This window comes from Neisseria dumasiana, from assembly GCF_022870885.1.
In the GTDB taxonomy this organism is placed as follows: domain Bacteria; phylum Pseudomonadota; class Gammaproteobacteria; order Burkholderiales; family Neisseriaceae; genus Neisseria; species Neisseria dumasiana.
Map to the genome: position 1 here is coordinate 2249473 of NZ_CP091509.1, position 23399 is coordinate 2272871.

The following is a 23399-nucleotide window of genomic DNA, read 5'->3' on the forward strand; positions in this document are numbered from 1 at the left end:
TATGTACGACAATCCAACCAGAATGTAGCATACTTTAACAAAATCTGTCCTATCACATAAAAATGCACAGTAAAGCTTTTGTTTTTTAATAAACAATCTTTTAATTATATCAACGGGCCATATTCTTTCGGATATGTTTGTGTATCTTTTGTACAACTACTAATTACCCTACTTCCTGATTTATCGATAAATAAATGACACAAGATTGATTTTTCGGCATGATTTATGAACAGGAAGCGGGTCTTTGCCGTTGTGTGCCGGCGTCGTGCTATTGACAGTTTGCCCCCAGCTTCTTTATAGTGCAAACTGATATATCCGATTTGCCGCCGTTTTACAACAGTGGCCTGTATATTTGGTGATTTGCAGCGGATAAGCAAACTTTAACCGCTGCATAACAATCTTTGATGAGGGAATAAAATGACCAAACAGCTGAAATTAAGCGCCTTGTTCGTTGCATTGGTGGCTTCAGGCACCGCAATGGCCAGCGAACCGCATACCAAACACGGTTATACCGTAGACCGCCAACAAACTGTTGTACGCAACAACTACGGCGAGTGCTGGAAAAATACCTATTTCAACAAAGAAACTCAAGGCCGTATTGAGTGTAACGATGCCGTAGCCGTATCTACCGCTCCTCAATATGCCGATGAAACCGTTTCTTTATCTGCTAAAACATTGTTCGGTTTCGACAAAGACAATCTGCGTCCTGAAGCTGCCGAAACTCTGAACGGCTTGGCACAACGCTTGAGCAACACCAATGTTGAAGCTGTACGCGTTGAAGGTCACACCGACTTCATGGGTTCAGACGAATACAACCAAAATCTGTCTGAACGTCGTGCCAATGTTGTGGCCAACTACTTGGTTAGCCGTGGCGTTTCTTCTGGCAAGATTTCTGCTGTAGGTTTGGGCGAATCTCAAGCGCGCATGACTGCTTCTTGTGAAGCAGAAGTAGCCAACTTGGGCAAAAAAGTATCTAAAGCTCAAAAACGTGCTGCTCTGATTGCATGTATCGAACCTGACCGTCGTGTAGATGTTAAGATCCGCACTTTGGTTACCAAACAAGTAGCTCCCGGCCATGTTGAAGGAGAGCGCCCTGCTACTGAAGGCGGTTGGATTCCCGGCCCTGCTTCTAAATACCACGGCTACACCCGTCCGTAATTTCTTACTACAGAAATTTACTCTGAACCCCGCTTTATGCGGGGTTTTCTTTTGCTTGGAAAACATGCTAAGAAATATAGCGAATAAACTTATTTTTGATACAGTGCAGTAACGCCGTAGCAGAAATAAAGTTTATTTGCTATAAGATATATTCGATGCATTGTTTTCAATATATCTATAGCCAATCCACTAACTTTTACTACAGTATTGCTGCGCCTTATCCCAAAGAGAGCGATTGGGCGAGCCGCTGAAGCGGCAACAGAATCGGTTCCGTACTATCTGCACTGTCTGCAGCTTGCTGCCTTGTATTAAAAATTAAGCGGATTGACTATACCAGCCGGTCTTTATCAGCCATGAAAGAATTCGACTTCATCAAAAATTATTTATTTACCCAACCAACCGATTCAGATGTATTACTGGGCATTGGCGACGATGCTGCCATTATCCGCCCTCGCCCGGGATGGGACTTATGTTTCAGCAGTGATATGCTGCTTAAGGATCGGCATTTCTTTGGCGATGTTTGTCCTGAAGACCTAGCTCACAAGGTTTTGGCTGTAAATATCTCTGATATGGCAGCCATGGGAGCGACCCCTAGATGGGTTCTGTTAAGCGCAGGACTGCCTCAATTAGACAAAAACTGGCTCACGGCATTTTGTGACAGTATGTTTGCCTTAGCGAAACAATTTGGTATAACTTTGATTGGGGGAGACACCACTAAAGGTGATTTGGTATTCAATGTTACAATAATCGGAGAGCTGCCTTCGGGAAAAGCATTAAGACGTGATGCCGCGCGTATTGGTGATGATATTTGGGTTTCCGGAAGAATCGGTTTGGCCGCAGCTGCTTTAAATCATCATTGGCGGAAAATACAGCTGCCCGATGAAACTTTTGCTTTATGCGAAAAAATCCGTTTACGCCCCACGCCGAGGGTTGAATTAGGCAAGGCCTTGCTTTCATTTGCCCATGCAGCCCAAGATATTTCAGACGGCCTGGCACAAGATATGGGACACATTTTAAAAGCTTCCGGCGTCGGTGCAGAAATTCATGCAGATTCTGTTCCTACTTTGCCCGAACTGCGCAAACTATTGGATCCATCTTTACTGTATGATTACATCTTTGCCGGCGGCGACGACTACGAATTATTGTTTACTGCCCCGCAAGCGTGCAGACATGCCGTGATAGAAGCAGGGAATGCCTGTGGAACAACGGTTACCCGCATCGGTAAAATCAACGACAGCGGCCGCCTGAACATTTTAGATTCAAACGGCAATACCATAACTTTAACTACTTTAGGTTTTGATCATTTTGGCTAACTTCAAACCGGATTTGGCATGGCTGAAAGCACGGCCCGTGTGTTTTTTGGGGTTTGGTTTCGGCAGCGGTCTCGCTCCGTTCGCACCCGGCACATTCGGTACTTTACCTGCTTTACCGATTGCATTTATCTTGCATTTAATCGGTATCTCAGGGTGGTGGTTGGCGGCATTTTGTGCGATATTGTTCGTATGGGGCATACGGATTTGCAGCCAAACCGAACGTGAACTGGGCATACACGACTACGGCGGCATCGTGTGGGATGAAATCGTTGCCATGATGACGGTTTTGGCGTTCGTGCCGTTCAAGTGGACATGGTGGTTGGCTGCGTTTTTAGTGTTCCGTTTTTTTGATGCAGTTAAACCTTGGCCGATAAAATGGCTTGATGCCCGCTTACATGGCGGGCTGGGTATTATGCTTGACGACATAGTGGCTGCCGTTTTTACTGTATGGGCACTCAAAATCGGAGCATGGCTGATATAAGGCCGTCTGAATACATGGAAATAAAAATATGGATGAAATTGAAATTATTGTAGAACCCAGCTTTTTGGCAGAACAAAGCAATATCGCCAAAGACAAATATGTGTTCAGCTACGACATCACTATTCACAACCACAGCGATGAAGTGATTACCCTACGCAACCGCCATTGGCGTATTACAGACGCGCACGGAGAAGTGGAAAAAGTATCCGGCGTAGGCGTGGTTGGCGAGCAGCCCGTACTCTATCCCGGCGAACACTATTATTACAGTAGCGGTGCTCATCTCAATACTCCGTGGGGCTGCATGGAAGGCAGTTACGAATTTGAAGACAGCTACGGCGAACGCTTTTCTGTGCCGATTCCGAAATTCGATCTGCGAGCCGACGTGGTCGTGCATTAAAAAAACTCTACGGCTGTGTAGTGATGCCATGTTGTTTGGCACGCTGCGGCGGGTTTGAAACGACTTTAACAAAGCCGCTATTCCGCAAGGACTAAACCGACCCATTTAAAGCATTTTCAATATGTGCTATCAATCTAATCCGGTTATTCTGTTGCATCATTCGACAGCCCAAACAGGCCGTCTGAATATTTCAGACGGCCTGATACCTTTGCGAAACCCCAAGTGTAGATACATTTCAAGAGTAGCAGTGCAACAATCATAGTCAATCAACTTCACTTTTACTGCAGCGTTGATGCACCTTAGCTCAAACAAAACGGTTGTATAAGCCGCACAACGCAAAAATACGCAACAGATGGCAGTTTTGCAAAGGTCTCGGCTTGTCGTTTTCAAAACTAACGCCACATGGCACTCTCGTTCTTACTTGCCAAAGTAATATTTTTATTCGTCCGGCAAGCCTCAAGCAGGCTTTGAAAGGGCTTAACCCCTGCTTGCAATTCTTTACGCCTTGTGCTGAAATGTGCAAACTAGAACAAAATGTTAACAATCAGGAGCAAATATGGATGCCTTGAAAAACTTTTTCGATACGGTAGGCGGCTGGGTTTGGGGGCCTGCTATGCTGGTATTGCTCGTTGGCACGGGCATATTGCTAACCGTTATGCTAAAAGGTTTACAATTCAGCATGTTGGGCTATGCGCTTAAGCAAGCCTTTATGCCGCACCGCAAAAAAGAAGACGGCAGCGATCACGACGGAGACATTTCCCATTTCGGTGCTTTGATGACCGCCCTCTCCGCCACCATCGGAACAGGTAACATTGCCGGTGTTGCCACCGCAGTGGTTGCAGGCGGGCCGGGCGCGGTATTTTGGATGTGGATCACCGCCATTTTCGGCATGGCCACCAAATACGGCGAAGGCGTGCTGGCCGTTAAATACCGTGTAACCAACAAAAAAGGCGAAATGTCCGGCGGGCCGATGTATTACATTGAGCGCGGCTTAGGCAGCAAATGGAAATGGCTGGCTTATGCTTTTGCTTTGTTCGGTACTGTTGCATCTTTCGGCATCGGCAGCTCGGTACAATCGAATTCTGTGGCACAAGCCGTTCAAACCAGTTTTAACATCGACCCGCTCTACACAGGCATTGCATTAACTATCCTGACCGCTATTGTGGTATTGGGCGGTATCCGAAGCATCGCCACCGCCTCTTCACTGATTGTGCCTTTAATGGCCGTATTGTATGTAACCGGCGGTATTGTGGTTATTTTGATGAACTTCGAGCTGGTGATTCCCGCCGTGAAACTGATTTTGACCGATGCTTTCACCGGCCAAGCCGTGGCCGGCGGCGCACTCGGCAGCGTTATCCGCTACGGTGTGGCACGCGGGGTGTTTTCTAACGAAGCGGGTATGGGTTCGGCGCCTATTGCTGCGGCAGCCGCCAAAACCGACCATCCTGTCCGTCAGGCATTGGTATCGATGACCGGCACGTTCTTGGATACCATCATCGTTTGTTCGATCACCGGCATCATTTTGGTCATGGGCTTAATCGGGGCAGACGGTGTATTTGTCAAACCTGAAATTACCGGTGCTGCGCTGACCACCACCACGTTCGACCAACTGCTCCCCGGCCCCGGGGGTTGGGTAGTGACCATCGGCCTGATTTTCTTCGCCTACTCCACTATTTTAGGCTGGTGCTACTATGGTGAAAAATGTGCGGCGTATGTGTTTGGCGACAGTTTTGCCAATGTTTACCGCGTGATTTATGTTGCCACGGTCATGATCGGTACGGTAGCGAGCTTGGATTTGGTATGGCTGGCAGCAGACACCTTCAACGGTTTGATGGCGATTCCGAACTTGATTGCATTGATTCTGCTTTCCGGCGTGATTGTGAAAGAAACACAAGACTTTAAAGCCAAACGCAAGAGCGGCGAGCTGCATTAATCTTTTTTCAGACGGCCCGGTCAATCCGGGTCGTTTTTTTATCGTGCCCGTGTCTGGATGGGAAGTCTTTGATACGAAATCTGCATTTTCAAATACAGGCAGAAACCTTTGCGAAGGTCTCTTACTATATAATCCCAAACTTCCGATATTGCCCAGAGGCCGTCTGAAATTAATGCAACCCCGTGTTTACTTTGTTACCGGCACCGACACCGAAATCGGCAAAACCCTCTGCTCCACCCTACTTCTGCGCGCCGCCGCTCTAAACGGAAAAAAAGCCATCGGCTTCAAACCCGTGGCTTCCGAAGCCGACAGCACCGGCTGCAACGCCGATGTATTGAGCCTGCAAACGGCCTCGAATGTCTGCCTGCCTTATACCGCCCATAACTGTTACACCTTTCGCGAAGCCACCGCGCCGCACTTGGCCGCCGCCGACGAAGGTGTGGGGATTCATCCGCAAGTATTAAGTAACGGCTTGGCCGCTTTAAAGCAACAAGGCGACTGGATATTGGTTGAAGGCGCTGGCGGCTGGTTTACACCGTTGGGCAGTCAAGTAGATTTCGCAGATTGGGTGGCAGCAGAAAAACTGCCGGTTATTGTGATTGTGGGCATGAAACTCGGCTGCATCAACCATGCCATGCTGACTGTACGCGCCGTTTTGCAAGCAGGCTTACCCTTGGCCGGTTGGGTAGCCAACTGTGTCGATGCCGCTCCCCACCGCTTTGAAGACTACCTTGCCACATTGAAGGCACGCATTCCCGCGCCGCTGCTGGGTGTTGTTCCCTATGCTCCTTCGGCTGAACCGCAAGCGTTGTTACACTACTTTTCCCCATCCTGCTTATGGTAGCCGTGAATTGCACGCTTGAGCATCAGGCCGTCTGAAATACATGTTCCGGCAAATTTTTCAGACGGCCTGAAACCTTTGCACAATTCTCTAGTGCCGATACAGTTCAAAGCAGCATACAACGCAGCAATACGCCCGCAAATAACGGTGAGTAAAGACCCAATACTTGGGTTTTTTACGGCTTTTCTATCCAACTCATATACCTTTAAACACTTTAATCCATACCAATACAGTCACTTGCCTGATTAAATGACTGGGAGATAAAATACCCACACTTTTTATAGTGATTCCATATCAATAACTTTCTAAAAGTTAACTGTTTAAAAAGAAAAATTGTTGGGGCAGCATCAAGACGCAACAGGCCGTCTGAAATGCTTATCGGCTCAAAAATCAGGAACGGGATGATGGATACTCCGCAAAATATTGCTGACAATATAAACAGACGGCGCCAGTTGTCCCGCCGTAAGCGTAATCTCACTCTGGTTACGCTGTTTTTTATCGTATTGGCATTGGGCTTTGCACTGGTTTATTTTTTGGTGTGGCAGCACGAAGAAAAAACCGATGATGCTTATGTAGCCGGCCATTTGGTGCAGATTACCCCGCAAATCGGCGGCACGGTGCGGCGCGTAGCGGTTGACGACACCGACATCGTCAAAAAAGGCGATGTGCTGGTCGTGCTGGACGATACCGATTTCCAGCTGGAATATGACCGCGCGCAAAACGAACTGATTCAAGCCATCCGCCAAAACAAACGGCAAACCGCCGCAACTTCCCAAGCAAAAGCCCAAGTTCTCATCCGCAAAGCAGAATTGGCTAAAGCACAGGCCGACTTGCGCCGCCGCGAAAGTTTGGAGGGAACCGATGCCGTATCAGGCGAAGAACTCAGCCATGCACGCGCCGCCGTCGTACAGGCTCAAGCCGCTTTGAAAGCCGTCGAAGCCGAAGCAGATTCCGCACAAGCCCTGCTGGGCAAAAACATTCCCCTCCGCCAGCAACCTGCCGTTCAGACGGCCATCAGCCACATCAAAGATGCTTGGTTGAATTTACAGCGCACCCAAATCCGTGCGCCGATGGCGGGGCAAATTGCCAAACGCAATATTCAGGTCGGCCAACGCATCGCACCGGGTGCTTTGTTGATGGCGGTCGTACCGTTAAACAATTTGTGGGTTGATGCCAACTTTAAAGAGGTTCAATTGCGTAAAATGCGCATCGGCCAACCGGTTACCATGACCGCCGATTTATACGGCAGCCGCGTGGTTTATCACGGTAAAGTCATGGGTTTGTCGGCGGGTACGGGCAGTGCGTTTTCACTGTTGCCGCCGCAAAACGCCACCGGCAACTGGATTAAAGTCGTTCAGCGTGTTCCCGTGCGCATCAGCCTCAATCCGCAAGAATTAAAAGCCAATCCCCTGCGCGTGGGTTTGTCGATGTCGGTAAAAGTGGATACCGCCAACAGTGGCAACGGCAAAACCATGGCAGAGGCAGCCGACAAACAGGTTTCTGCCGCAGAAGCGGATGCCGTGGATTGGTCGGCCGCCGATGCCTTGATTGAGCAGATTTTCGAAAAATATGCCAAGTAGTGCCGGCATGGTCGGCGTTCATATCCATGAGGCCGTCTGAATAGCCTGTTCAGACGGCCTCGTTGTCAGCATATTTTCACAATCATGCACAACATTGGATTCGGGTTTCGCTTAAAAAACATACGATTACAATATAGTCAATCAACGCATTTTTAACACTAGGCAGCACGCCGCAGATGTTTGCACAGGCTTCAAGATGTTTTGAACCTTACGCAACCTGATCCGCCATGGAAGTTATGAAATGATGACCCACCCTCCCTTAAAAGGCGCCAGTTTGGTATGGGTAACGCTGGCCCTAAGTTTGGCGGTGTTTATGGAAGTGCTCGACACCACCATTGCCAACGTTGTCGTTCCCGTTATCGCCGGAGACTTAGGCGCGGCAACCACCCAAGGCACATGGGTGATTACCTCGTTTGCCGTAGCAAATGCCATTTCCGTGCCGCTCACCGGCTTTCTCGCCAAACGCTTCGGCGAAGTGAAAATTTTTCTGACTGCGGTTATCGGCTTTGTTATTACCTCATGGCTGTGCGGCATCGCTCCCAACTTGCCCTTGTTGGTATTTTTCAGAGTGTTGCAGGGCTTCGTGTCCGGCCCGCTGATTCCCTTGTCCCAAAGCCTGCTGATGGCCTCTTATCCGCCGGAAAAACGCACACTCGCCCTCGCACTTTGGGCGATGACGGTTGTGGTTGCGCCGGTGCTGGGGCCGATTTTGGGCGGTTGGATTTCCGATAACTGGCATTGGGGCTGGATTTTCTTCATCAATATACCAGTAGGCATTGCAGCGGCATGGATCGCATGGAGGCAGCTGGGCGCGAGAGAAACGGAAATCAAAAAAACGCCCATAGATTACACAGGCTTGGCCTTGATGGTTATCGGTGTGGGTGCTTTACAGATGATGCTCGACCGCGGCAAAGAGCTGGATTGGTTCGCATCGGCAGAAATCATCATTCTTGCCGTTACCGCGGTTGTTTGCCTCACTTATTTCATCGTGTGGGAATGGGGAGAGAAGCACCCGATTGTCGATTTATCGCTGTTTAAAGACCGCAACTTCACCGTAGGCGTTATCGCCACTTCTTTGGGCTTCATGCTTTATATGGGCACGCTTACCTTGCTGCCTTTGGTATTGCAAACCAACTTAGGCTACACTGCAACCTGGGCCGGGCTGGTTGCCGCACCGGTAGGGTTTCTGCCTATTTTGCTGTCGCCGATTATCGGAAAATTCGGCCACCGCATCGATATGCGTTGGCTGGTTACCGCAAGCTTTTTGGTTTTTGCCTGTACTTTTTACTGGCGCACCAACTTTTACACCGGCATGGATATGTCGAACGTCATTTGGCCGCAATTTTGGCAAGGATTAGGCGTGGCCATGTTCTTCCTCCCCCTCACCACCATTACCCTATCGCGGATGCAGGGGCCGCAAATTGCCTCTGCCAGCAGTTTATCGAATTTTTTAAGGGTATTTATGGGCGGGGTCGGCGTATCGGTCGTTACCACCATGTGGGAGCGAAGAGAAGGCTTGCACCACACCAGGCTCACGGAACACATTACCCCTTATTCAACCGAAACCCACCTTGCAGTAGAAAACCTTGCCCAAACAGGCATGTCTTCACAGCAAAGCCTGGAAAGCATTACCCGCGCCATTACGCAACAGGGTTTTATCATGGGTTCCAATGAAATTTTTTGGGTTTCAAGCCTTTTATTCATTGCGATGATTGCCGTTATCTGGCTGGCCAAACCGCCTTTCGGTTCGTCGCCCGGCCATCATTAACAAGAAAACGCAAACCGTGGCCGCATCATCAAGGCCGTCTGAAAAACATATTTTCAGACGGCCGTCATTTTGATATATAGCCGATCGTTCTCTTTGAGCTAAGGCGAGCAATACCGTGGTGGAATTAAGTTGGCTGACTATATTGAAACAAAGCCATCAAGAGCAGATAAAGCGCAGTAAGACAACATTATCGGCTTAAACTTCCACGTTAATGTTTCAAAGCCAACACCAGTACACCGGCTGTAACCAAGCCCAGCCCGATCCATTCTTGTGCAGACGGGTGCTCATCCAAAAACACCACTGCCATCAATGCCACCAAAACCAAACTGAATTTATCAACAGGCGCCACCTGAGAAGCATTGCCCAGCTGCAAAGCTTTGAAATACGCCAACCAAGAAAAGCCGGTAGCCAAACCGGACAATATCAGGAAAACCCAATTTCTCGCCGAAAAGCCGCCTACCCCCTGCCACTTACCGGTGTACGTTAAAAACACCGCCAAAGCCGCCACAATCACTAATGTACGGATAAATGTAGCAAAGTCAGAATCAATCCCCTGCAAACCGGCTTTGGCAAAAATCGCCGTTAACGCTGCAAAAAGAGCTGAAGCCAATGCCCAATAAAACCAAGCGTGCGACATGTTGATTTCCTTTTTCAGACGGCCTGAAACCTTTGTAAATCAGCACAGCAAGCCATATAGCCAAACTAACTTAATTTCGGTAACAAGTGCATTGCTCTCGGCTCAAGCCCGAGTATGATTTATGTACTCTTTCTTAAGTTGATTAACCATAGGAATTTTGCAAAGGTTTTTCTAAGAATAAAGTCAATATTGCATTAACAGACAAAAATAAATCGCTGAAGCACCTTATGCAACTTCAGCGATTATTCATCGTAATAAAACTTTCCACAACCTTATTTATTGATAACAGATCACTTTTCAATCATTCACATATTTTGCTCAACGCTTGGTTTGCCGCACATTAACCACGCCTTCGGGCATAAAATAAGTATCAATCACAACCGAACCCACTTTTTCAATTCTGCACTCCAACTGATAACACAAAATCATCAAATTATCTTTAGATTCGGTCAGTTTAATATCCAATCCGGTCAAGCGCGGCTCGTATTTAAGCAATGTGGCATACATATGGCTGCGCAAGTCTTTAGCACTTGAAGGAAGATTTTTATACACCATGCTGAGATCAGGAATACCGTAATCAGGAATATGCTTTAACGCTCCGCTGCGCGTATTGAGAATACGCTGCATATTGTCTAATACGCTTTTTACCAGCTGCAAACTGTCAGGCAAATCTTCCATTCTTTGGCCGTCTGAATAATAGCCGGTCAACTTTTCATACAGGCCGGCTTCCATTTATTTATCGGCTTTCTTTCCGTCTTGCATGTATAGGCCAACTTCTTTCAGCTCAATTACCAAGGCTTTTTTGTTGGAGAATTTTTTCTTGGGAATAAGAACCTTCCAAGTTTGGCTGTCATCCGCACGGTTAAAGAACGCCACAAGACCAACATACTTGGTATCCGGATGAATTTCTTCATCTACGCTGATAGCCTCTCCGGGCCGAAATGTCAGCTGCTTGCTGGCCAACAGATTATCACCCAATAAAACAGTATCTTGATTCAACAAATCACGATAAGCAGCAGCATCAAAGCTTTGATTGTCTTTGAGTTGGTAAATTCTGACTACCGTAGATAACGATTGCCCCCGCTCCGTCTGGTTCACACCATGGCGTGCAATAATATCCAGCTTTAACACTTTGAGTTTGCTAAAAAATATACTGCTGGATGTTTTCACTGTTCCGTCTTTAACAGTTTGCCATGCACCGCAGCCGGTAAGGCCTGCCAACAGCAGGCCATACATAACGATTTGAGTATATTTCTTGAAGTTAAGCTTTGCTTTCATGGTTTAACCCGTTATTGAATTATTTAAATTAATGAGTGGTAAAACGTTTGCTTATATTATCATTCGGAGATGCAATAGCTAATTCAGCAAACAACTGCCGGATATTTTAGCTCAAGACTCGGCCGCTTAACGTATGATGATAATTTTTTAACACTTCTGTTGCTTAACATAAACCGACACAACCTTTAAGCCCTTTATTCCAAAGCGTTTGATATTTTATTTTGCAATATATAGTTGTTTTTACACCACAATCACAATATATATCGTCAGAAAAACGTCATGTTTGTCACAAGCAAGCGGAGCATTTTCCGGCAATACCAATATTTCATACAATCGGATATCAACATTCTATCAGCATGAGACCTTTGCAAAACCCCCATCTGCGGCGCATTTCTGCGTTATGCGCTGCTCGCTCGTTTGCCTATCTATATGATATGTCTGCACTCGCTGTGCTGCTACGCCTTGAACTGCATCCACATCTGAGGGTTTTGCAAAGGTCTCAGCATGTATAGTGGCCGATTTTGATGCGCTTATCCTCTTTAGCAGCCCCCAAGCCCGTGTTGATTTTCAGCATTTGTGTTCCGCCCAACCGTGTCTGGCCTATCCATTCGCGTTTCATATTCAAATATATGGCCGCATCAGTTTGGTATCCCAAATAAATTTTCAGTAAATCCAATAATTGGCGGTGCAAATCCTGCCCAGGCAGCAAATCTTCCATATCTTTATACGAAGAAGGTGCAATATCTATATGAATCATATGATTACAATCTTTAAACCTGCTCCCGACTACTGCACTTCCTCCATCAAGCTTTAATGCACCCTTACTCAACTTGTTATCATTTCCAATATTGATCCATTGGGGCTGAAATTCAGATACTTCCACGATTGAAAACGGAGAAATATAGTTCACGATGCTTTTGATTCCGTCTGCCGTGCGTGTACGCTGGTGGAACACACCCAATAAACCTAAAATCTTGCTATCCAATAAAGGTTGGAGTAAATCTTTACTGTTTTCTTTTAAACTTTGCCCTATCAAATGAAGCAAGGTTAATGAGGTTTTGTCTTTACCTCCAATTAAAAACTGAAAAGGGTAACGGTATTTTTTCCAAGCCTGATAAAACAACTCACTGATACGGTGGTTGAAAATATCTAAAAATTCGGCAAGGCTTGCGGATCCTTCTTTTCCGGTAGCAATATCATTTAAAAAATACTCCGGCAATATCGAATCTACCCCGTATAAACCGAGAAAAGTGGTATAAACCGAAGGTATTGAAGATGATTCCGTATCTACTGCTGCAATTTCTCCTGCAGGAAACGCCAAAGATTTAACTCTTCGAAACCTGATATGTTGATGGAGGCCGTCTGAATCATCTCCGCTCATTTTTTCCAACAAATAACAAAATTGGAAAAAATTCATTTTTTCTGCGGCATCAACTATGTTCTGCCCGAGAATGCTGCAAAATACGTTATCGGCATTTCTTTGAAATACTCTTTCGGGATTCGGTATTTCCCAACTGGCTTGCTCTTTCTTTTCTTTATTGTCTTCTGCCGCTAAGTTAGCCGTGTTTAAAACCGAACGGTAGTAGCTTTGCTGTCTTTCCATTTATATTGTTTTCCCGAGGGCAGCGATTTGATCGTAAAACGGGTGAAAAGATTTAAATCTGCATACATGGCAAAAAATTCGTTAAGTAATTCTCCAAACAGATAAATCTCTGCATCTCCCTCAAAAGCATCTTCATCCAGCGTAAGCGTAATGTGTACGCCGCGCTGAACGGCACCTTTATCAAGCCTTCTAACTTGCTGATGGGCAACATCCAAAATGCCGTTTATTTTTCGTTTATTGAGCTCGTCTTCTGTCCAATCGTATATAGCCAGCGCACCTTTTAAAGTATCTTTATTCATTAACGACAAATAGTTAGGAGCAAGATGGGACAAGATACGCCATTGAAATCTATCTTCCGTAGGCGGATAACATGATAGTGTAGGCGTCAGCAGATTCCTAACCTGACTAATGTTGGGAATACCTGAAGATGTGTCTCTGATTTGTGTTTCCCTTAATGTTTTGCGGGGAATTTTTCCATTGGTGCCGGTTACTTTCAAAGACAATGTTTCAAACGGCAAAGGATTTTGCTTTTCCCAAGAATGTCCGCCCAACATCAAATAGGTTTCGTATTTCCCCCCCACGCCCTGCTTAACCCTAGTATGGAAATAACGCTCGGGAGCATCGTATTTCATTAAACCGCCCCGATGCTGGAAAGATGAAAAGGGAACATATTGGTAGCGGGCACCGTTATGATGATTAAAAGCGTCTACCGCATCAACCGAATATATTTCAACGTTCATACTGTCGTGAAGCAAAGGCTTGATCACATACTCATGATTCAAGTGGTCAACCCTTACCGGCTCTGCTTCCATCTCGAAAAGATTAATAGCAGGCGTACAGTGCAGCCTTAAGGCATCCGCATCAAACTTTAGCTCTACCGGATAATTTTTAGACAACACGACATCTAAAGAAAACTCTGAAGCAGATTCCGGAATATCTTCAAAATTAATGCCTTCCAAATCTATAAAAAAGAATTTCTGCTTGAAACAAAAGTATTCCAAAAGCATTTGATAGCCCGAAAAACTGTTATGCTCTTTATTCCATAACCTATCTTGTGGGCCAAATCCTACCGATTTGAATGTGATACGGTGATCAGGGAAAAATTTATGCCCATTGAAATTCAAACCTACGCCATCCACGTTATGCAACAAAGCATGGCGTAATGCAAATGCTACCGGTTCCTCAGCCGATATGTATAACCGTAATTTGGAAATATCCAATTGCTGTCTCTGCATCTGCTCACCGAACTTAAACTGTATGCGGATGATGCTGCGGCCGTTAAGATCATGATCCAACGTGCTGTATAAAATTCTTAGCGGTGTCAGAAGAACATCATTGGTGGTTCGATATATACAACGGGTTTGCCTATCCTCCATACTCACGGCTTCGGATTGGATGGGAACTCCTTTGGCAACAGTTTGATTACCTTGCAATGTTTTAAAATCAGGTTGGAATTCCAGCACGGTTAACGAAGGAATCATTCTTAAATAATGCGGCCACAACATATTTACCAAGCTTTCCGTCAGCTCAGGCAAATCGTCATCCAATTTTTGCTGGATACGGCCTGTTAAAAATGCAAATCCTTCAAACAAGCGCTCTACATAAGGGTCTCTTGTTCCCAAACGATTTATATTCAACAGCGCTGCGCGGTCGGGATAAGACTTAGAAAACTCCAAACCGGCTTCCCGCAGATAACGCATCTCTTCTTCAAAATATTTTAAGGTAGGGTCTGACATATCCGTAACCTAATACAAGGTAGCTAAAGCTTTTGCGGCATCAATTTTGATCAATCTGTTTTGAAGATCGGAAATTTGCTCCATGATTTTATTTTTTTCGTGCTGCATGTCTTTACGCTTTACTTTCGCCTGTAAAAAACTGCATTGCAGGTTATACAAATCGAATGCAAACTCTTTATCCCAAACTTCTACGGCCATGCTTTGCATTTCTTCCGCAGCCCTATCCAACAGATATAGCGACCATTCGGTTTTCTGATAAGCATCAGCCAATTTTGCCATCCAAAAAAGCTTACGGCATAAAAATTTGCCGTGTTGAAGCTGGGGGTGGTCAGACAGCCATGCCATAGCAGCCTCAATACCTGACGCCTCTGCAATCACTACCGCTTCATCATATTGGTTGTTTTCGGTTGTAACGGCACTTTCCATCACTTGAGCCAATGGTTGCGCACTATTGACATAGCTTGGTTTGAATACTTGTTTCTCCAACCACTCCAATACATTATCGGACGCAAAGGCCATACCGTTATCAAAGAGCAATCCTGATAACCCGCTGCATCTTTCCAAAAAAGCAGCAAAATCCGCTAAAAAAGAGGCTGTCTGACTAACATAAACACCGCCCAAAGCGGTTTGGGCTTTCCATGCATAGTATTGCAAATCAAGCCAATAATGATTTGCCCCCTCTAAAAAAGCCGCTTCAACCTTTTCCAACAGATCTAACCAATTTTCTTCTTTGTCTAACCTTTGCAAGGCAGCTACAACATCGGTTCTCGGAGCTTTCAAACGTGTTTTTGAATCAACCGCCGGCGGGCTGCTGGTTAAAGTACCCCAACGTACAGCCCTAACCATTTTAAATGCCGACCAATAACCGTATTCCTGCTGCCTTAAAAACACAGCTATTACCCGGGTTTGATCCAGCAACATTTTGCTGGAGCTAATCGCTGTTGTTTCAGACGGCAGTGTTATTTGTGTCTGTTTTTCCCCTGTGCCGGGTACTATGTGGGCGTGTTGCTCAGCAGAGTCACCTTCTTCCGCTTTTTGTGCATTTGAAACGTTTGGAGTTTCTCTATTGAATCGGAAAGACGCCTGCTCAAGCTTCTCTAAAATAGCTCCGAAACCCGGCCGGGCATTTTCTTCCCAGCCCATACACAAGTTTTGCAAGTAAATAAGCGAAGATAATGTTCGATTGAAAATCTCTTTATCATTAATCTCCAACGTATCTAAAATATCGAGCGTTCTGTTGCCCATTAGCCAAGATAAAGCCGTATATCTTTGCTGGGGTTTCTTGGGCCAAACGTCAGAATCGAATGACTTGATCAAACCGCATATCAATTCGAGGCCGTCTGAAAACCCCGACAAGCCTTCATAACGCAGCTTGGCGTAAGCATAGTAAGCTCCTACGCGCAGATCCTTTGCCTGCTCTTTGAGCAACTGTTCGCTTAAACGGATAATGAGCTCGACATCTATCCCGCTTAATTTTGCCAACTCCGATTTAACTGTTTCAAAGTTATCATCGTAGCTGACATCACTACCGGCCGGCGCTTCTTCGGAAATAGGAGCCAGCCAACCTGCCCAAGCTCCCAATCTCTCTTCAGCCTGTGAACTTGGATTGTCCCCCAAAACCGATTTAATCCAATCCGGAACAATCATTTTGAAGAAACCTCAAAAATCCGGCTCGGAATGCGTATGTTTCTCATCTCAAGCAAACCCAAAGGCCCTTTACCTGTATTGGTACGGATATAGAAGCGAACGGCAAGATTATGATCCACTTCCGACTCAACCAAATAAGTTCCATTATCAATCGGCGTTACCCTAGCCTTATCCAATAATCGGATGAATCCGAAACGGCCATTGAATTCAATATTTTTTCTGATGCCGGAAGCATCGCTCTCCCAAGTAATATACGCTCCTGAGGCAGCCATATCGCCGGGCCATCTGAAAGCTTTCCACTCCGCTTCTTGGTTAAAGTAATTCAATGACTGTCCGTCGAGCATTAAAGTGAATGAAGTGACGCCCGCAGTCGGAGCCGGTTTTAACTCAAAGGTGTAACCTGCCTCTCCGTTTACAAACAAATCATTTGAAACCTGACCAATCTTATTAATCTGATTCAGGAAATCTTTATTGACTCTAAATTCCTGACCGGGAACTTCAACCCAGCGATGCCCTTGCTTGGTGAGAATACCTTTTAATTGTGATTGAATAAATTGATCGAAATTTCCTTTATTCGGCTCGAAATACTTAGCAAGCACCGGGATAGCCACTTCAATCTCACTTGCACTCAACGGATATTTACCGGCCATATCTGCTTCAACGGCAGACATGATATTCTGATGCCACATAGAATTGATATTTTCCTGCGCAGCTCCCGACAAACTTCCCCATGAAACATGGAAAGGTTTAACAAAAACATTGTTTGCAAAGGCAAGCAATTTATCGCCGACACCTGCTTCAACCAAACGTGCATATTGCAAACCATCGGTAAACTCATTTTCTTCACCCGACATAACTCCTTGGACGGCTATACGGGCAGCCCCCCCGCTATCGGATGAGCCTACAATCTGGATCAATCTTTGCTTGGTAGCCGTTACTTTTTCCAAATAGCGTTGCAAACTCAAATCACTTTTGGGGTTCACTCCGGCATCTACCAATTGCAACAAGGTCGAAAATTTATCGTATAGCGGCCCCTGTATGTAGTCCTGCACTTGATCTTGAACAGCATTGACTCTTTCCGACTGGCTTTCCAATGCCGCAGAAGCCAACTGGCGGTTACGGGTTGATATTCTTGCTGCGGCAACTTTCTCGGCTTTAGCGAGCACCGCTTGATTGATTGGGATTCTTTTCGCATCAATCATGCTGTTTTCTTTAATAACCCCCATCAGAGCTACCAAAGGTGAACGCTGAGGATCGGCATAAACATGCAATTGATTAACAGCTTCCAAACTCTTGTTACGGCCAACCCATGAAATACTGTTAAGCACATCAAACCAAGCCGATGCATATTCAGAAAAATACTTTTCTTTCAAACCATTAATTGCAATCTCATTCACTTCAGAAGAAGGCAGTTTACCGGCCAATACCCAATCATCAGCATGATTGTTCTTAGCTGCCGCTTCAAAAGCCGGTTGAATATATTTACGCCATGCTTCCGGGGTGAAAATACCCGGCAGTTTTTTTGAAACCGTCCATTCGTTCTGAATATCTCTTTTCAGAATCTCAGCCAAAGAGACACTTGGAAATTTTTGGATTCCTTCTTCCAAAATTTTGCGATAAACATGTTCTTCTGTTTGTACATCACCAATCCATTCAGCCAAAATCTGACGGCTGTTATCTACCAAGCCGCGATCGCTCGGCGAAATCCAATGCTGTTGCTGGGGAAGCCGTTGTGTAAAAAAGGCAACCACTTCTTTAACCTGCTCGCTTTTCGATAAATATCCATCAAAAATCAGAAGCATATGTGAAGCAAGAAATGGTGCATCAACTTTGTCTATTCTGTCGGTTACCATTAAATAGGCCTTGAGAATATTGTAAAACTCTTCACTATTATGTGTATTAGTTTTGGAATATTCATCCAAGTAAGACAGATGCTCGGTCCATTTCTGCAGTACAGGTGCAACCACAACTCCCTTAACGGCTTTTCCGTATTCAAGATAAGCTGTATCCAGCAATTCTTGGGAATGATCATAGCCCACAGCGGCAAGTGCTTTTCCTGATGCGGTAGATTTTTTCTCTTCAAGATGAACAATCTGTTTTTGCAGATCAATCAAACCGGCCAGATTATTGAGTGAAGAGGGGTTTTCTTTTAACTGCACGATGCTCTGTTGCAATGCAGCCATGTCTTGATGGCTGTTGTAGGCAGCCACCGAGAAGCCCGTTGCAGCCAAAACCGCCAAAACACTTAATCCGCCATAAATTTTATCCGGTTGAGTCCATTTCAACTTTTTGGCTTTGTTAAAGCCTACAATGCTGTTAAAAGACTGATAAATCAAATCGGGCAACATGTCTTGTTGCCTTGAATAAACAAAAGCAACCGTATTCAAACTGTCTGTTTTACCCATTTCTTGTTTATTCAAGAACAGTTTTTCCGCAATCATGCCGTTTGAAGCCTGCAATTTTTGCGACAACAAAGCCGGTGCAACTGATGTGTGGCGCTCTTCTATCGAAAAAGTACCCATTCCGGATAGTTCAAAAGCAAATTTCTCTAAATCTTTCTGAATGTTTTCCTGTTTCGATTCCAAAACATTGTGAGTAATAGAAAAAGGTTGGGCATTTTGATTGCTTCTATCCACATAAACCATGTTTACCGGTAACAGCCAGCCCAGTTTATCCATAAACGTTTTGATGCTTCCGGCAAAATTTTCCGCTTCATTCATGTCATTGGATAAATACACTATACCTTCCGCGGGCTGCACGCCTTTACCACGCAGGCCACCCCACCCTTCAAGCGGCTCCGGTGCATGAATATCAATCCAAAAGGCAGCATGGCTTTCTACCCATAAGTGATGTTTAATTTCAGGGAAAGCCTGCAAAACCACTTCATCGGAACCGTCAACGAATATCCAAGGTTTTCTGTGGTTTTTATATTGGGTAGTCAAAGTATAAATCTGTTGCAATTGCTCCCACCGTTGCGCATTACCGAGCAGGCGGATTGACTCTGAAGACTCATCTTGTAACTCTTCTGTGATTAATTTTCTTGCTCCCGAATATCTTCCCGACCAGCCGGACCACACATAACGGATGGCCATCGGCATTAAAAAAATTAATGAGGCTATCAATACCAAACATACCCAAACAACTGTTTTTTGCATTGAGCCCTCGAGGCCGATTTTGGCTCCGAAAAAGAAAACCAAGCATCCTGAAAGAATGCTGATAGCAAGCAAGATTAAACCCAGAAAAAGTGGTCTCATGATTTTTAATTTCCAAAAAATCCAACAAGAGTAAAACTAAACTGAAATAAAAAAGGAATCTTGCGATTCCTTTTTTGAATGTCTTTATTAAAATTCCTTTAATAGACAAGCTTATTCAACCATTTATCAATACGACAAACGATTAAAAACTTTCCTCGCAGCCGTAAGATTATTCAACACGCATGAAAAAATCAATTAGTTTATGTTGAGCGGTATTTTTATGATATTGGCGTGATTGCACTACTGAAACCTTTTTACCACAACTTAGTTTTACATTCCGGATATAATTGATTACGCATTATTTGGAAAAGAAATCAGCCCTAAATATGCTCCTTGTTCATGGCCGGCCAACCATAAAATATCTTTGCCCGATGTGTCGCTGTTGAGAGCAAACCACAACGCCAACCAATAGGTATTGGCCGCTTCGTCAAAATAACGGTCAACCGTAAAAACATCTATGCTGTTTTTTCCCTTCCAAAAGCTCAACCCTGCTCCGTAAAGATTTTCAAACAGAACCGGCAGTTTATCGGAAGCAATATTACCCAACCACATGGCACCGGGCTCTTTTCCTTTTAATGCGTAAGGTGCATATTTTTTTCTGACCAACTCGCCCAAGGCCTCATCATCGTCATAGCTTAATCCGATCTGTCTGGATACATAGCCTTGAATACCGGCCTGTTGCTTTTCGGCAGATTGTTTAGATACCAATGCAAACCACGCTGCACTTTCAGGCAGAGCATTTTCCTCATCATCATTTAATGCTAAAGATAGAACCACGATTAATTTTTCAGATGAATTTTGAATCCAATCACCTAAGGCATCTGCACCGTTTTCCAACAAACCGACTTCGGTTTGTACATCTCCTAAAGCACCGGTGCCGTTCAAATAATCAGAAAGAGCTTGAAAATCATCACTTCTTGAATATTCAGATGCAGAATCCAAATAAACGGTTAATTCCTTATAAGGCAGAACCGCTAAAGTGCTCTCAATAAATTCAATAAAACTTCTGAAAATGTCTTCCCTAATTTCCTCGTTTTCCTTATCCTCACGGTCAAATACGGCGGGGCTGCCTTTTCTCAACTCCCCCTGTTGAACCATAATATCGGATATGTTTAAGCTTTCGGGCAAATAGATACCGGAGCCAACCACAGCTATACTTTTTTGAGCCCAATTTTGCCAATGCTGGCGGATTCTGTTTTTTTCTACTTCCCAAGCATCAAACTGGCTTTTTCGGCTGTATTCCCAAGAAAAAAACATCAGCCGTATACTTCCCCATACCAACACAGGCACACCGAACAGCAAACACCAAAACAGTAATGAATAAGGTCTGCCCTGCCATAAAGACAATACAAGCGGCACACACAGCAAAAATAAAACAAACAGCCCTAAAAACCAGAATAAAGGCTTATCGAAACGGTATTTTTCCAACTTCACCACTTCGGGAATATCGGGAATCGGCCAATCCATCAGTCGCTCCCCACAGAAGGCATACTGCTGATCAATGCACAGCCGCAAGCACACTTACACCCTTCAACGGCTACCGCTTTGTCTTGAAACGACATAAAACTGCTTCCTTCGATAATGGGATTTACGCCATGCCCGGGCACAGGGCAACTCACCATATCGCCGACCAAAGCAGCCGGTTTGCCGTCAATAATCATTTGAGATGAGGCTTGGATGACATTGCCGCCATGAGTAGTCGCATCACCCAAACGGATGATTCCTTTCATATAGTATCTTTCTTTAAACTGATAAATAGAATGTCGGCATTCTACATTGCTTTATCATATTTTCACAAATCAGCACTACCGGAAACCATGGCTATTTCGTTTTCACTTATTTTTTCCTATAAAAGTAGAAAGAAATACAACACATTACTGATGCCTTTACGGAACTCTCCGATATAGATACAGTTCAAAGCGTAGCAATGTGGCGAGTGCAGGCATATCAAAAAGATTGTAAAGGTCTCTATTGTTCATGCCGTGCTTTCAGACGGCTTGATGCCCTAACAGACAACATAAAAAAAATCCCACATGCCGAGCATGCGGGATTTGGTTTGGTCAAGCTTTTTCAGACGGCCTCTTACATCATACCGCCCATGCCGCCCATACCACCCATGCCGCCCATATCAGGCATAGCAGGTTTGTCTTCGGGGATTTCGGCAATCATGCAGTCGGTAGTCAGCATCAAACCGGCAATCGAAGCGGCATGTTGCAGGGCTGAACGGGTTACTTTGGCAGGATCCAAGACACCCATTTCCAACATATCGCCGTAGGTGTCATTACCGGCGTTGTAACCGTAATTACCTTTGCCTTCCAACACTTTATTAACCACCACAGAAGGCTCGCCGCCGGCGTTTTTCACGATTTGGCGTAGCGGAGATTCCACGGCACGCAATACGATTTGCACGCCTGCGTCTTGATCGGCATTGGAAGTTTCCACTTTTTCCAAAGCGGCACGGGCACGCAGCAGGGCAACGCCTCCGCCTGCCACCACGCCTTCTTCAACGGCGGCGCGGGTTGCATGCAAGGCATCTTCTACGCGGTCTTTCTTCTCTTTCATTTCCACTTCGGTAGCCGCACCGACTTTAATTACCGCCACACCGCCGGCCAATTTGGCTACGCGCTCTTGCAGTTTTTCTTTGTCGTAATCGCTTGTCGCTACTTCGATTTGCTGGCGGATTTCGCCTACGCGCGCCTCAATCTGTGCTGCATCGCCGAAGCCGTCGATAATGGTGGTGTTTTCTTTACCGATTTCGATGCGTTTGGCTTGGCCTAAATCTTCTAAAGTGGCTTTTTCCAAAGACAAGCCGACTTCTTCTGAAATCACAGTACCGCCGGTCAAAATGGCGATGTCTTGCAACATGGCTTTGCGACGGTCGCCGAAGCCCGGGGCTTTAACGGCAACGGTTTTCAGAATGCCGCGCAAGTTGTTCACCACCAAAGTGGCCAATGCTTCGCCTTCAACGTCTTCGGCAATAATCAGCAGCGGTCGGCTGGTTTTGGCGATTTGCTCCAATACCGGCAACAGGTCGCGGATGTTGCTGATTTTTTTGTCGAACAGCAATACAAACGGGTTGTCCAACGCAGCCAATTGTTTTTCAGCGTCGTTGATGAAGTAAGGAGACAGGTAGCCGCGGTCGAACTGCATACCTTCTACTACGTCCAATTCGTTTTCCAATGATTTGCCGTCTTCAACGGTAATCACACCTTCTTTGCCCACTTTTTCCATCGCTTCAGCAATGATGGCACCCACTTGCTCGTCTGAGTTGGCAGAAATCGAACCTACTTGGGCGATTTCTTTAGAAGTGTCGCAAGGTTTAGCAATGTTTTTCAGCTCGTCAACCAAAGCGTTCACGGCTTTGTCGATACCGCGCTTCAGGTCGGTCGGGTTCATACCGGCGGTAACGTATTTCATGCCTTCGGCTACGATGGCTTGTGCCAAAACGGTTGCGGTGGTGGTACCGTCGCCGGCCACGTCGTTGGTTTTAGAGGCTACCTCTTTCACCATTTGCGCGCCCATGTTTTCGAATTTGTCTTTCAATTCGATTTCTTTGGCTACGGTTACACCGTCTTTAGTGATGTGGGGGCCGCCGAATGCGCGGTCTACCACGACGTTGCGGCCTTTCGGGCCTAAAGTTACTTTAACGGCGTTGGCCAATACGTTGACACCGTTTACCATTTTTTGGCGCACGTCTGCGCCGAACTGTACGTCTTTTGCTGCCATGTTGATTCTCCAAATAATGAATGCTTTACGAGGCCGTCTGAAACCGT

Annotated in this window: 20 protein-coding genes; 9 read left to right on the forward strand and 11 right to left on the reverse strand. The window is 45.6% G+C overall.

Annotated elements, in window-relative coordinates; all coding sequences use genetic code 11:
- The first annotated feature begins 417 nt into the window (after nt 1-417).
- The 6 genes from LVJ88_RS10500 (at nt 418) to bioD (ending at nt 6126) form a co-directional block, all read left to right on the forward strand.
- Nucleotides 418-1158, forward strand: a complete 741-nt coding sequence (locus LVJ88_RS10500; protein ID WP_054600142.1) for an OmpA family protein — start codon at nt 418-420, stop codon at nt 1156-1158.
- A 353-nt stretch (nt 1159-1511) separates the two neighbouring features.
- Nucleotides 1512-2471: a thiamine-phosphate kinase gene (gene thiL, locus LVJ88_RS10505; protein WP_085418383.1), complete on the forward strand. Its 960-nt coding sequence runs from the start codon at nt 1512-1514 to the stop codon at nt 2469-2471.
- Nucleotides 2464-2952 (forward strand): phosphatidylglycerophosphatase A family protein, encoded by a 489-nt coding sequence (locus tag LVJ88_RS10510; protein WP_054600165.1) that lies wholly within the window; start codon nt 2464-2466, stop codon nt 2950-2952. The genes thiL and LVJ88_RS10510 overlap by 8 nt, the downstream gene beginning before the upstream one ends.
- 28 nt (nt 2953-2980) lie before the next feature.
- Nucleotides 2981-3349, forward strand: a complete 369-nt coding sequence (gene apaG, locus LVJ88_RS10515) for a Co2+/Mg2+ efflux protein ApaG (RefSeq protein WP_054600144.1) — start codon at nt 2981-2983, stop codon at nt 3347-3349.
- Nucleotides 3350-3905: 556 nt separating this feature from the next.
- Nucleotides 3906-5282 (forward strand): alanine/glycine:cation symporter family protein, encoded by a 1377-nt coding sequence (locus tag LVJ88_RS10520; RefSeq protein WP_085356209.1) that lies wholly within the window; start codon nt 3906-3908, stop codon nt 5280-5282.
- A gap of 172 nt (nt 5283-5454) precedes the next feature.
- Nucleotides 5455-6126: a dethiobiotin synthase gene (gene bioD, locus LVJ88_RS10525; protein WP_085418382.1), complete on the forward strand. Its 672-nt coding sequence runs from the start codon at nt 5455-5457 to the stop codon at nt 6124-6126.
- On the opposite strand, the gene LVJ88_RS10530 is transcribed toward bioD, so the two are convergent.
- Entirely contained in the window at nt 6099-6317 is a 219-nt protein-coding gene (locus tag LVJ88_RS10530) for a hypothetical protein (protein ID WP_143773659.1), read from the reverse strand. The genes bioD and LVJ88_RS10530 overlap by 28 nt on opposite strands.
- 210 nt (nt 6318-6527) lie before the next feature.
- Here LVJ88_RS10530 and LVJ88_RS10535 point away from each other — a divergent pair, with 210 nt between their 5' ends.
- Together LVJ88_RS10535 and LVJ88_RS10540 are read left to right on the forward strand one after the other, a co-directional pair.
- A complete protein-coding gene (locus LVJ88_RS10535; RefSeq protein WP_054600147.1) occupies nt 6528-7703 on the forward strand; it encodes an HlyD/EmrA/EmrK family protein in 1176 nt (391 codons plus the stop codon).
- A 244-nt stretch (nt 7704-7947) separates the two neighbouring features.
- Nucleotides 7948-9471 carry a DHA2 family efflux MFS transporter permease subunit gene (locus tag LVJ88_RS10540; RefSeq protein WP_085360127.1) on the forward strand — a complete coding sequence of 508 codons (1524 nt, stop codon included), beginning with the start codon at nt 7948-7950 and terminating at the stop codon, nt 9469-9471.
- Between the two features lie 208 nt (nt 9472-9679).
- Here the strand turns inward: LVJ88_RS10540 and LVJ88_RS10545 are convergent, their stop codons facing one another.
- The 3 genes from LVJ88_RS10545 to tssJ all read right to left on the reverse strand — a co-directional run bounded on the left by LVJ88_RS10545 (nt 9680) and on the right by tssJ (nt 11386).
- Nucleotides 9680-10108 (reverse strand): EamA family transporter, encoded by a 429-nt coding sequence (locus LVJ88_RS10545; protein ID WP_085360125.1) that lies wholly within the window; start codon nt 10106-10108, stop codon nt 9680-9682.
- 318 nt (nt 10109-10426) lie between these two features.
- Entirely contained in the window at nt 10427-10840 is a 414-nt protein-coding gene (tssE, locus tag LVJ88_RS10550) for a type VI secretion system baseplate subunit TssE (RefSeq protein WP_054600149.1), read from the reverse strand.
- Nucleotides 10841-11386: a type VI secretion system lipoprotein TssJ gene (gene tssJ, locus LVJ88_RS10555; protein WP_054600150.1), complete on the reverse strand. Its 546-nt coding sequence runs from the start codon at nt 11384-11386 to the stop codon at nt 10841-10843.
- Nucleotides 11387-11742: 356 nt separating this feature from the next.
- On the opposite strand from tssJ, the gene LVJ88_RS10560 reads away from it, so the two are divergent.
- Nucleotides 11743-11898 carry a lipoprotein signal peptidase gene (locus LVJ88_RS10560; protein ID WP_085356203.1) on the forward strand — a complete coding sequence of 52 codons (156 nt, stop codon included), beginning with the start codon at nt 11743-11745 and terminating at the stop codon, nt 11896-11898.
- Here LVJ88_RS10560 and tssG read toward each other — a convergent pair.
- The 7 genes from tssG to groL form a co-directional block, all read right to left on the reverse strand.
- Nucleotides 11886-12989, reverse strand: coding sequence for a type VI secretion system baseplate subunit TssG (gene tssG / locus LVJ88_RS10565; RefSeq protein WP_085418381.1), 1104 nt, complete (start codon nt 12987-12989; stop codon nt 11886-11888). The genes LVJ88_RS10560 and tssG overlap by 13 nt on opposite strands.
- Entirely contained in the window at nt 12953-14725 is a 1773-nt protein-coding gene (gene tssF, locus LVJ88_RS10570; protein WP_085360123.1) for a type VI secretion system baseplate subunit TssF, read from the reverse strand. The genes tssG and tssF overlap by 37 nt, the downstream gene beginning before the upstream one ends.
- 9 nt (nt 14726-14734) lie before the next feature.
- The gene (gene tssA / locus LVJ88_RS10575) at nt 14735-16372 is read right to left on the reverse strand and encodes a type VI secretion system protein TssA (RefSeq protein ID WP_085418380.1); all 1638 of its coding nucleotides are present in this window, start codon (nt 16370-16372) and stop codon (nt 14735-14737) included.
- Complete coding sequence (locus LVJ88_RS10580) at nt 16369-19626, reverse strand: ImcF-related family protein (RefSeq protein WP_085418379.1); 3258 nt, start codon at nt 19624-19626, stop codon at nt 16369-16371. Before LVJ88_RS10580 ends, tssA begins: the two co-directional genes overlap by 4 nt.
- A gap of 291 nt (nt 19627-19917) precedes the next feature.
- Nucleotides 19918-21054 carry a hypothetical protein gene (locus LVJ88_RS10585; RefSeq protein ID WP_143773658.1) on the reverse strand — a complete coding sequence of 379 codons (1137 nt, stop codon included), beginning with the start codon at nt 21052-21054 and terminating at the stop codon, nt 19918-19920.
- Nucleotides 21055-21092: 38 nt separating this feature from the next.
- Nucleotides 21093-21356, reverse strand: a complete 264-nt coding sequence (locus LVJ88_RS10590) for a PAAR domain-containing protein (RefSeq protein WP_054600157.1) — start codon at nt 21354-21356, stop codon at nt 21093-21095.
- Between the two features lie 352 nt (nt 21357-21708).
- Nucleotides 21709-23352: a chaperonin GroEL gene (gene groL, locus LVJ88_RS10595; RefSeq protein ID WP_054600158.1), complete on the reverse strand. Its 1644-nt coding sequence runs from the start codon at nt 23350-23352 to the stop codon at nt 21709-21711.
- Nucleotides 23353-23399 lie beyond the last annotated feature (47 nt).

Bases quoted from the DNA above. Each gene is read 5' to 3' on its own strand.
- LVJ88_RS10590 (WP_054600157.1), bottom strand. From the start codon at position 21,356: ATGAAAGGAATCATCCGTTTGGGTGATGCGACTACTCATGGCGGCAAT.
- LVJ88_RS10545 (WP_085360125.1), bottom strand. From the start codon at position 10,108: ATGTCGCACGCTTGGTTTTATTGGGCATTGGCTTCAGCTCTTTTTGCA.
- tssA (WP_085418380.1), bottom strand. From the start codon at position 16,372: ATGATTGTTCCGGATTGGATTAAATCGGTTTTGGGGGACAATCCAAGT.
- tssF (WP_085360123.1), bottom strand. From the start codon at position 14,725: ATGTCAGACCCTACCTTAAAATATTTTGAAGAAGAGATGCGTTATCTG.
- LVJ88_RS10540 (WP_085360127.1), top strand. From the start codon at position 7,948: ATGACCCACCCTCCCTTAAAAGGCGCCAGTTTGGTATGGGTAACGCTG.
- apaG (WP_054600144.1), top strand. From the start codon at position 2,981: ATGGATGAAATTGAAATTATTGTAGAACCCAGCTTTTTGGCAGAACAA.
- LVJ88_RS10535 (WP_054600147.1), top strand. From the start codon at position 6,528: ATGGATACTCCGCAAAATATTGCTGACAATATAAACAGACGGCGCCAG.
- groL (WP_054600158.1), bottom strand. From the start codon at position 23,352: ATGGCAGCAAAAGACGTACAGTTCGGCGCAGACGTGCGCCAAAAAATG.
- tssE (WP_054600149.1), bottom strand. From the start codon at position 10,840: ATGGAAGCCGGCCTGTATGAAAAGTTGACCGGCTATTATTCAGACGGC.
- tssJ (WP_054600150.1), bottom strand. From the start codon at position 11,386: ATGAAAGCAAAGCTTAACTTCAAGAAATATACTCAAATCGTTATGTAT.
- bioD (WP_085418382.1), top strand. From the start codon at position 5,455: ATGCAACCCCGTGTTTACTTTGTTACCGGCACCGACACCGAAATCGGC.
- LVJ88_RS10560 (WP_085356203.1), top strand. From the start codon at position 11,743: ATGAGACCTTTGCAAAACCCCCATCTGCGGCGCATTTCTGCGTTATGC.
- LVJ88_RS10580 (WP_085418379.1), bottom strand. From the start codon at position 19,626: ATGAGACCACTTTTTCTGGGTTTAATCTTGCTTGCTATCAGCATTCTT.
- LVJ88_RS10500 (WP_054600142.1), top strand. From the start codon at position 418: ATGACCAAACAGCTGAAATTAAGCGCCTTGTTCGTTGCATTGGTGGCT.
- thiL (WP_085418383.1), top strand. From the start codon at position 1,512: ATGAAAGAATTCGACTTCATCAAAAATTATTTATTTACCCAACCAACC.
- LVJ88_RS10520 (WP_085356209.1), top strand. From the start codon at position 3,906: ATGGATGCCTTGAAAAACTTTTTCGATACGGTAGGCGGCTGGGTTTGG.
- tssG (WP_085418381.1), bottom strand. From the start codon at position 12,989: ATGGAAAGACAGCAAAGCTACTACCGTTCGGTTTTAAACACGGCTAAC.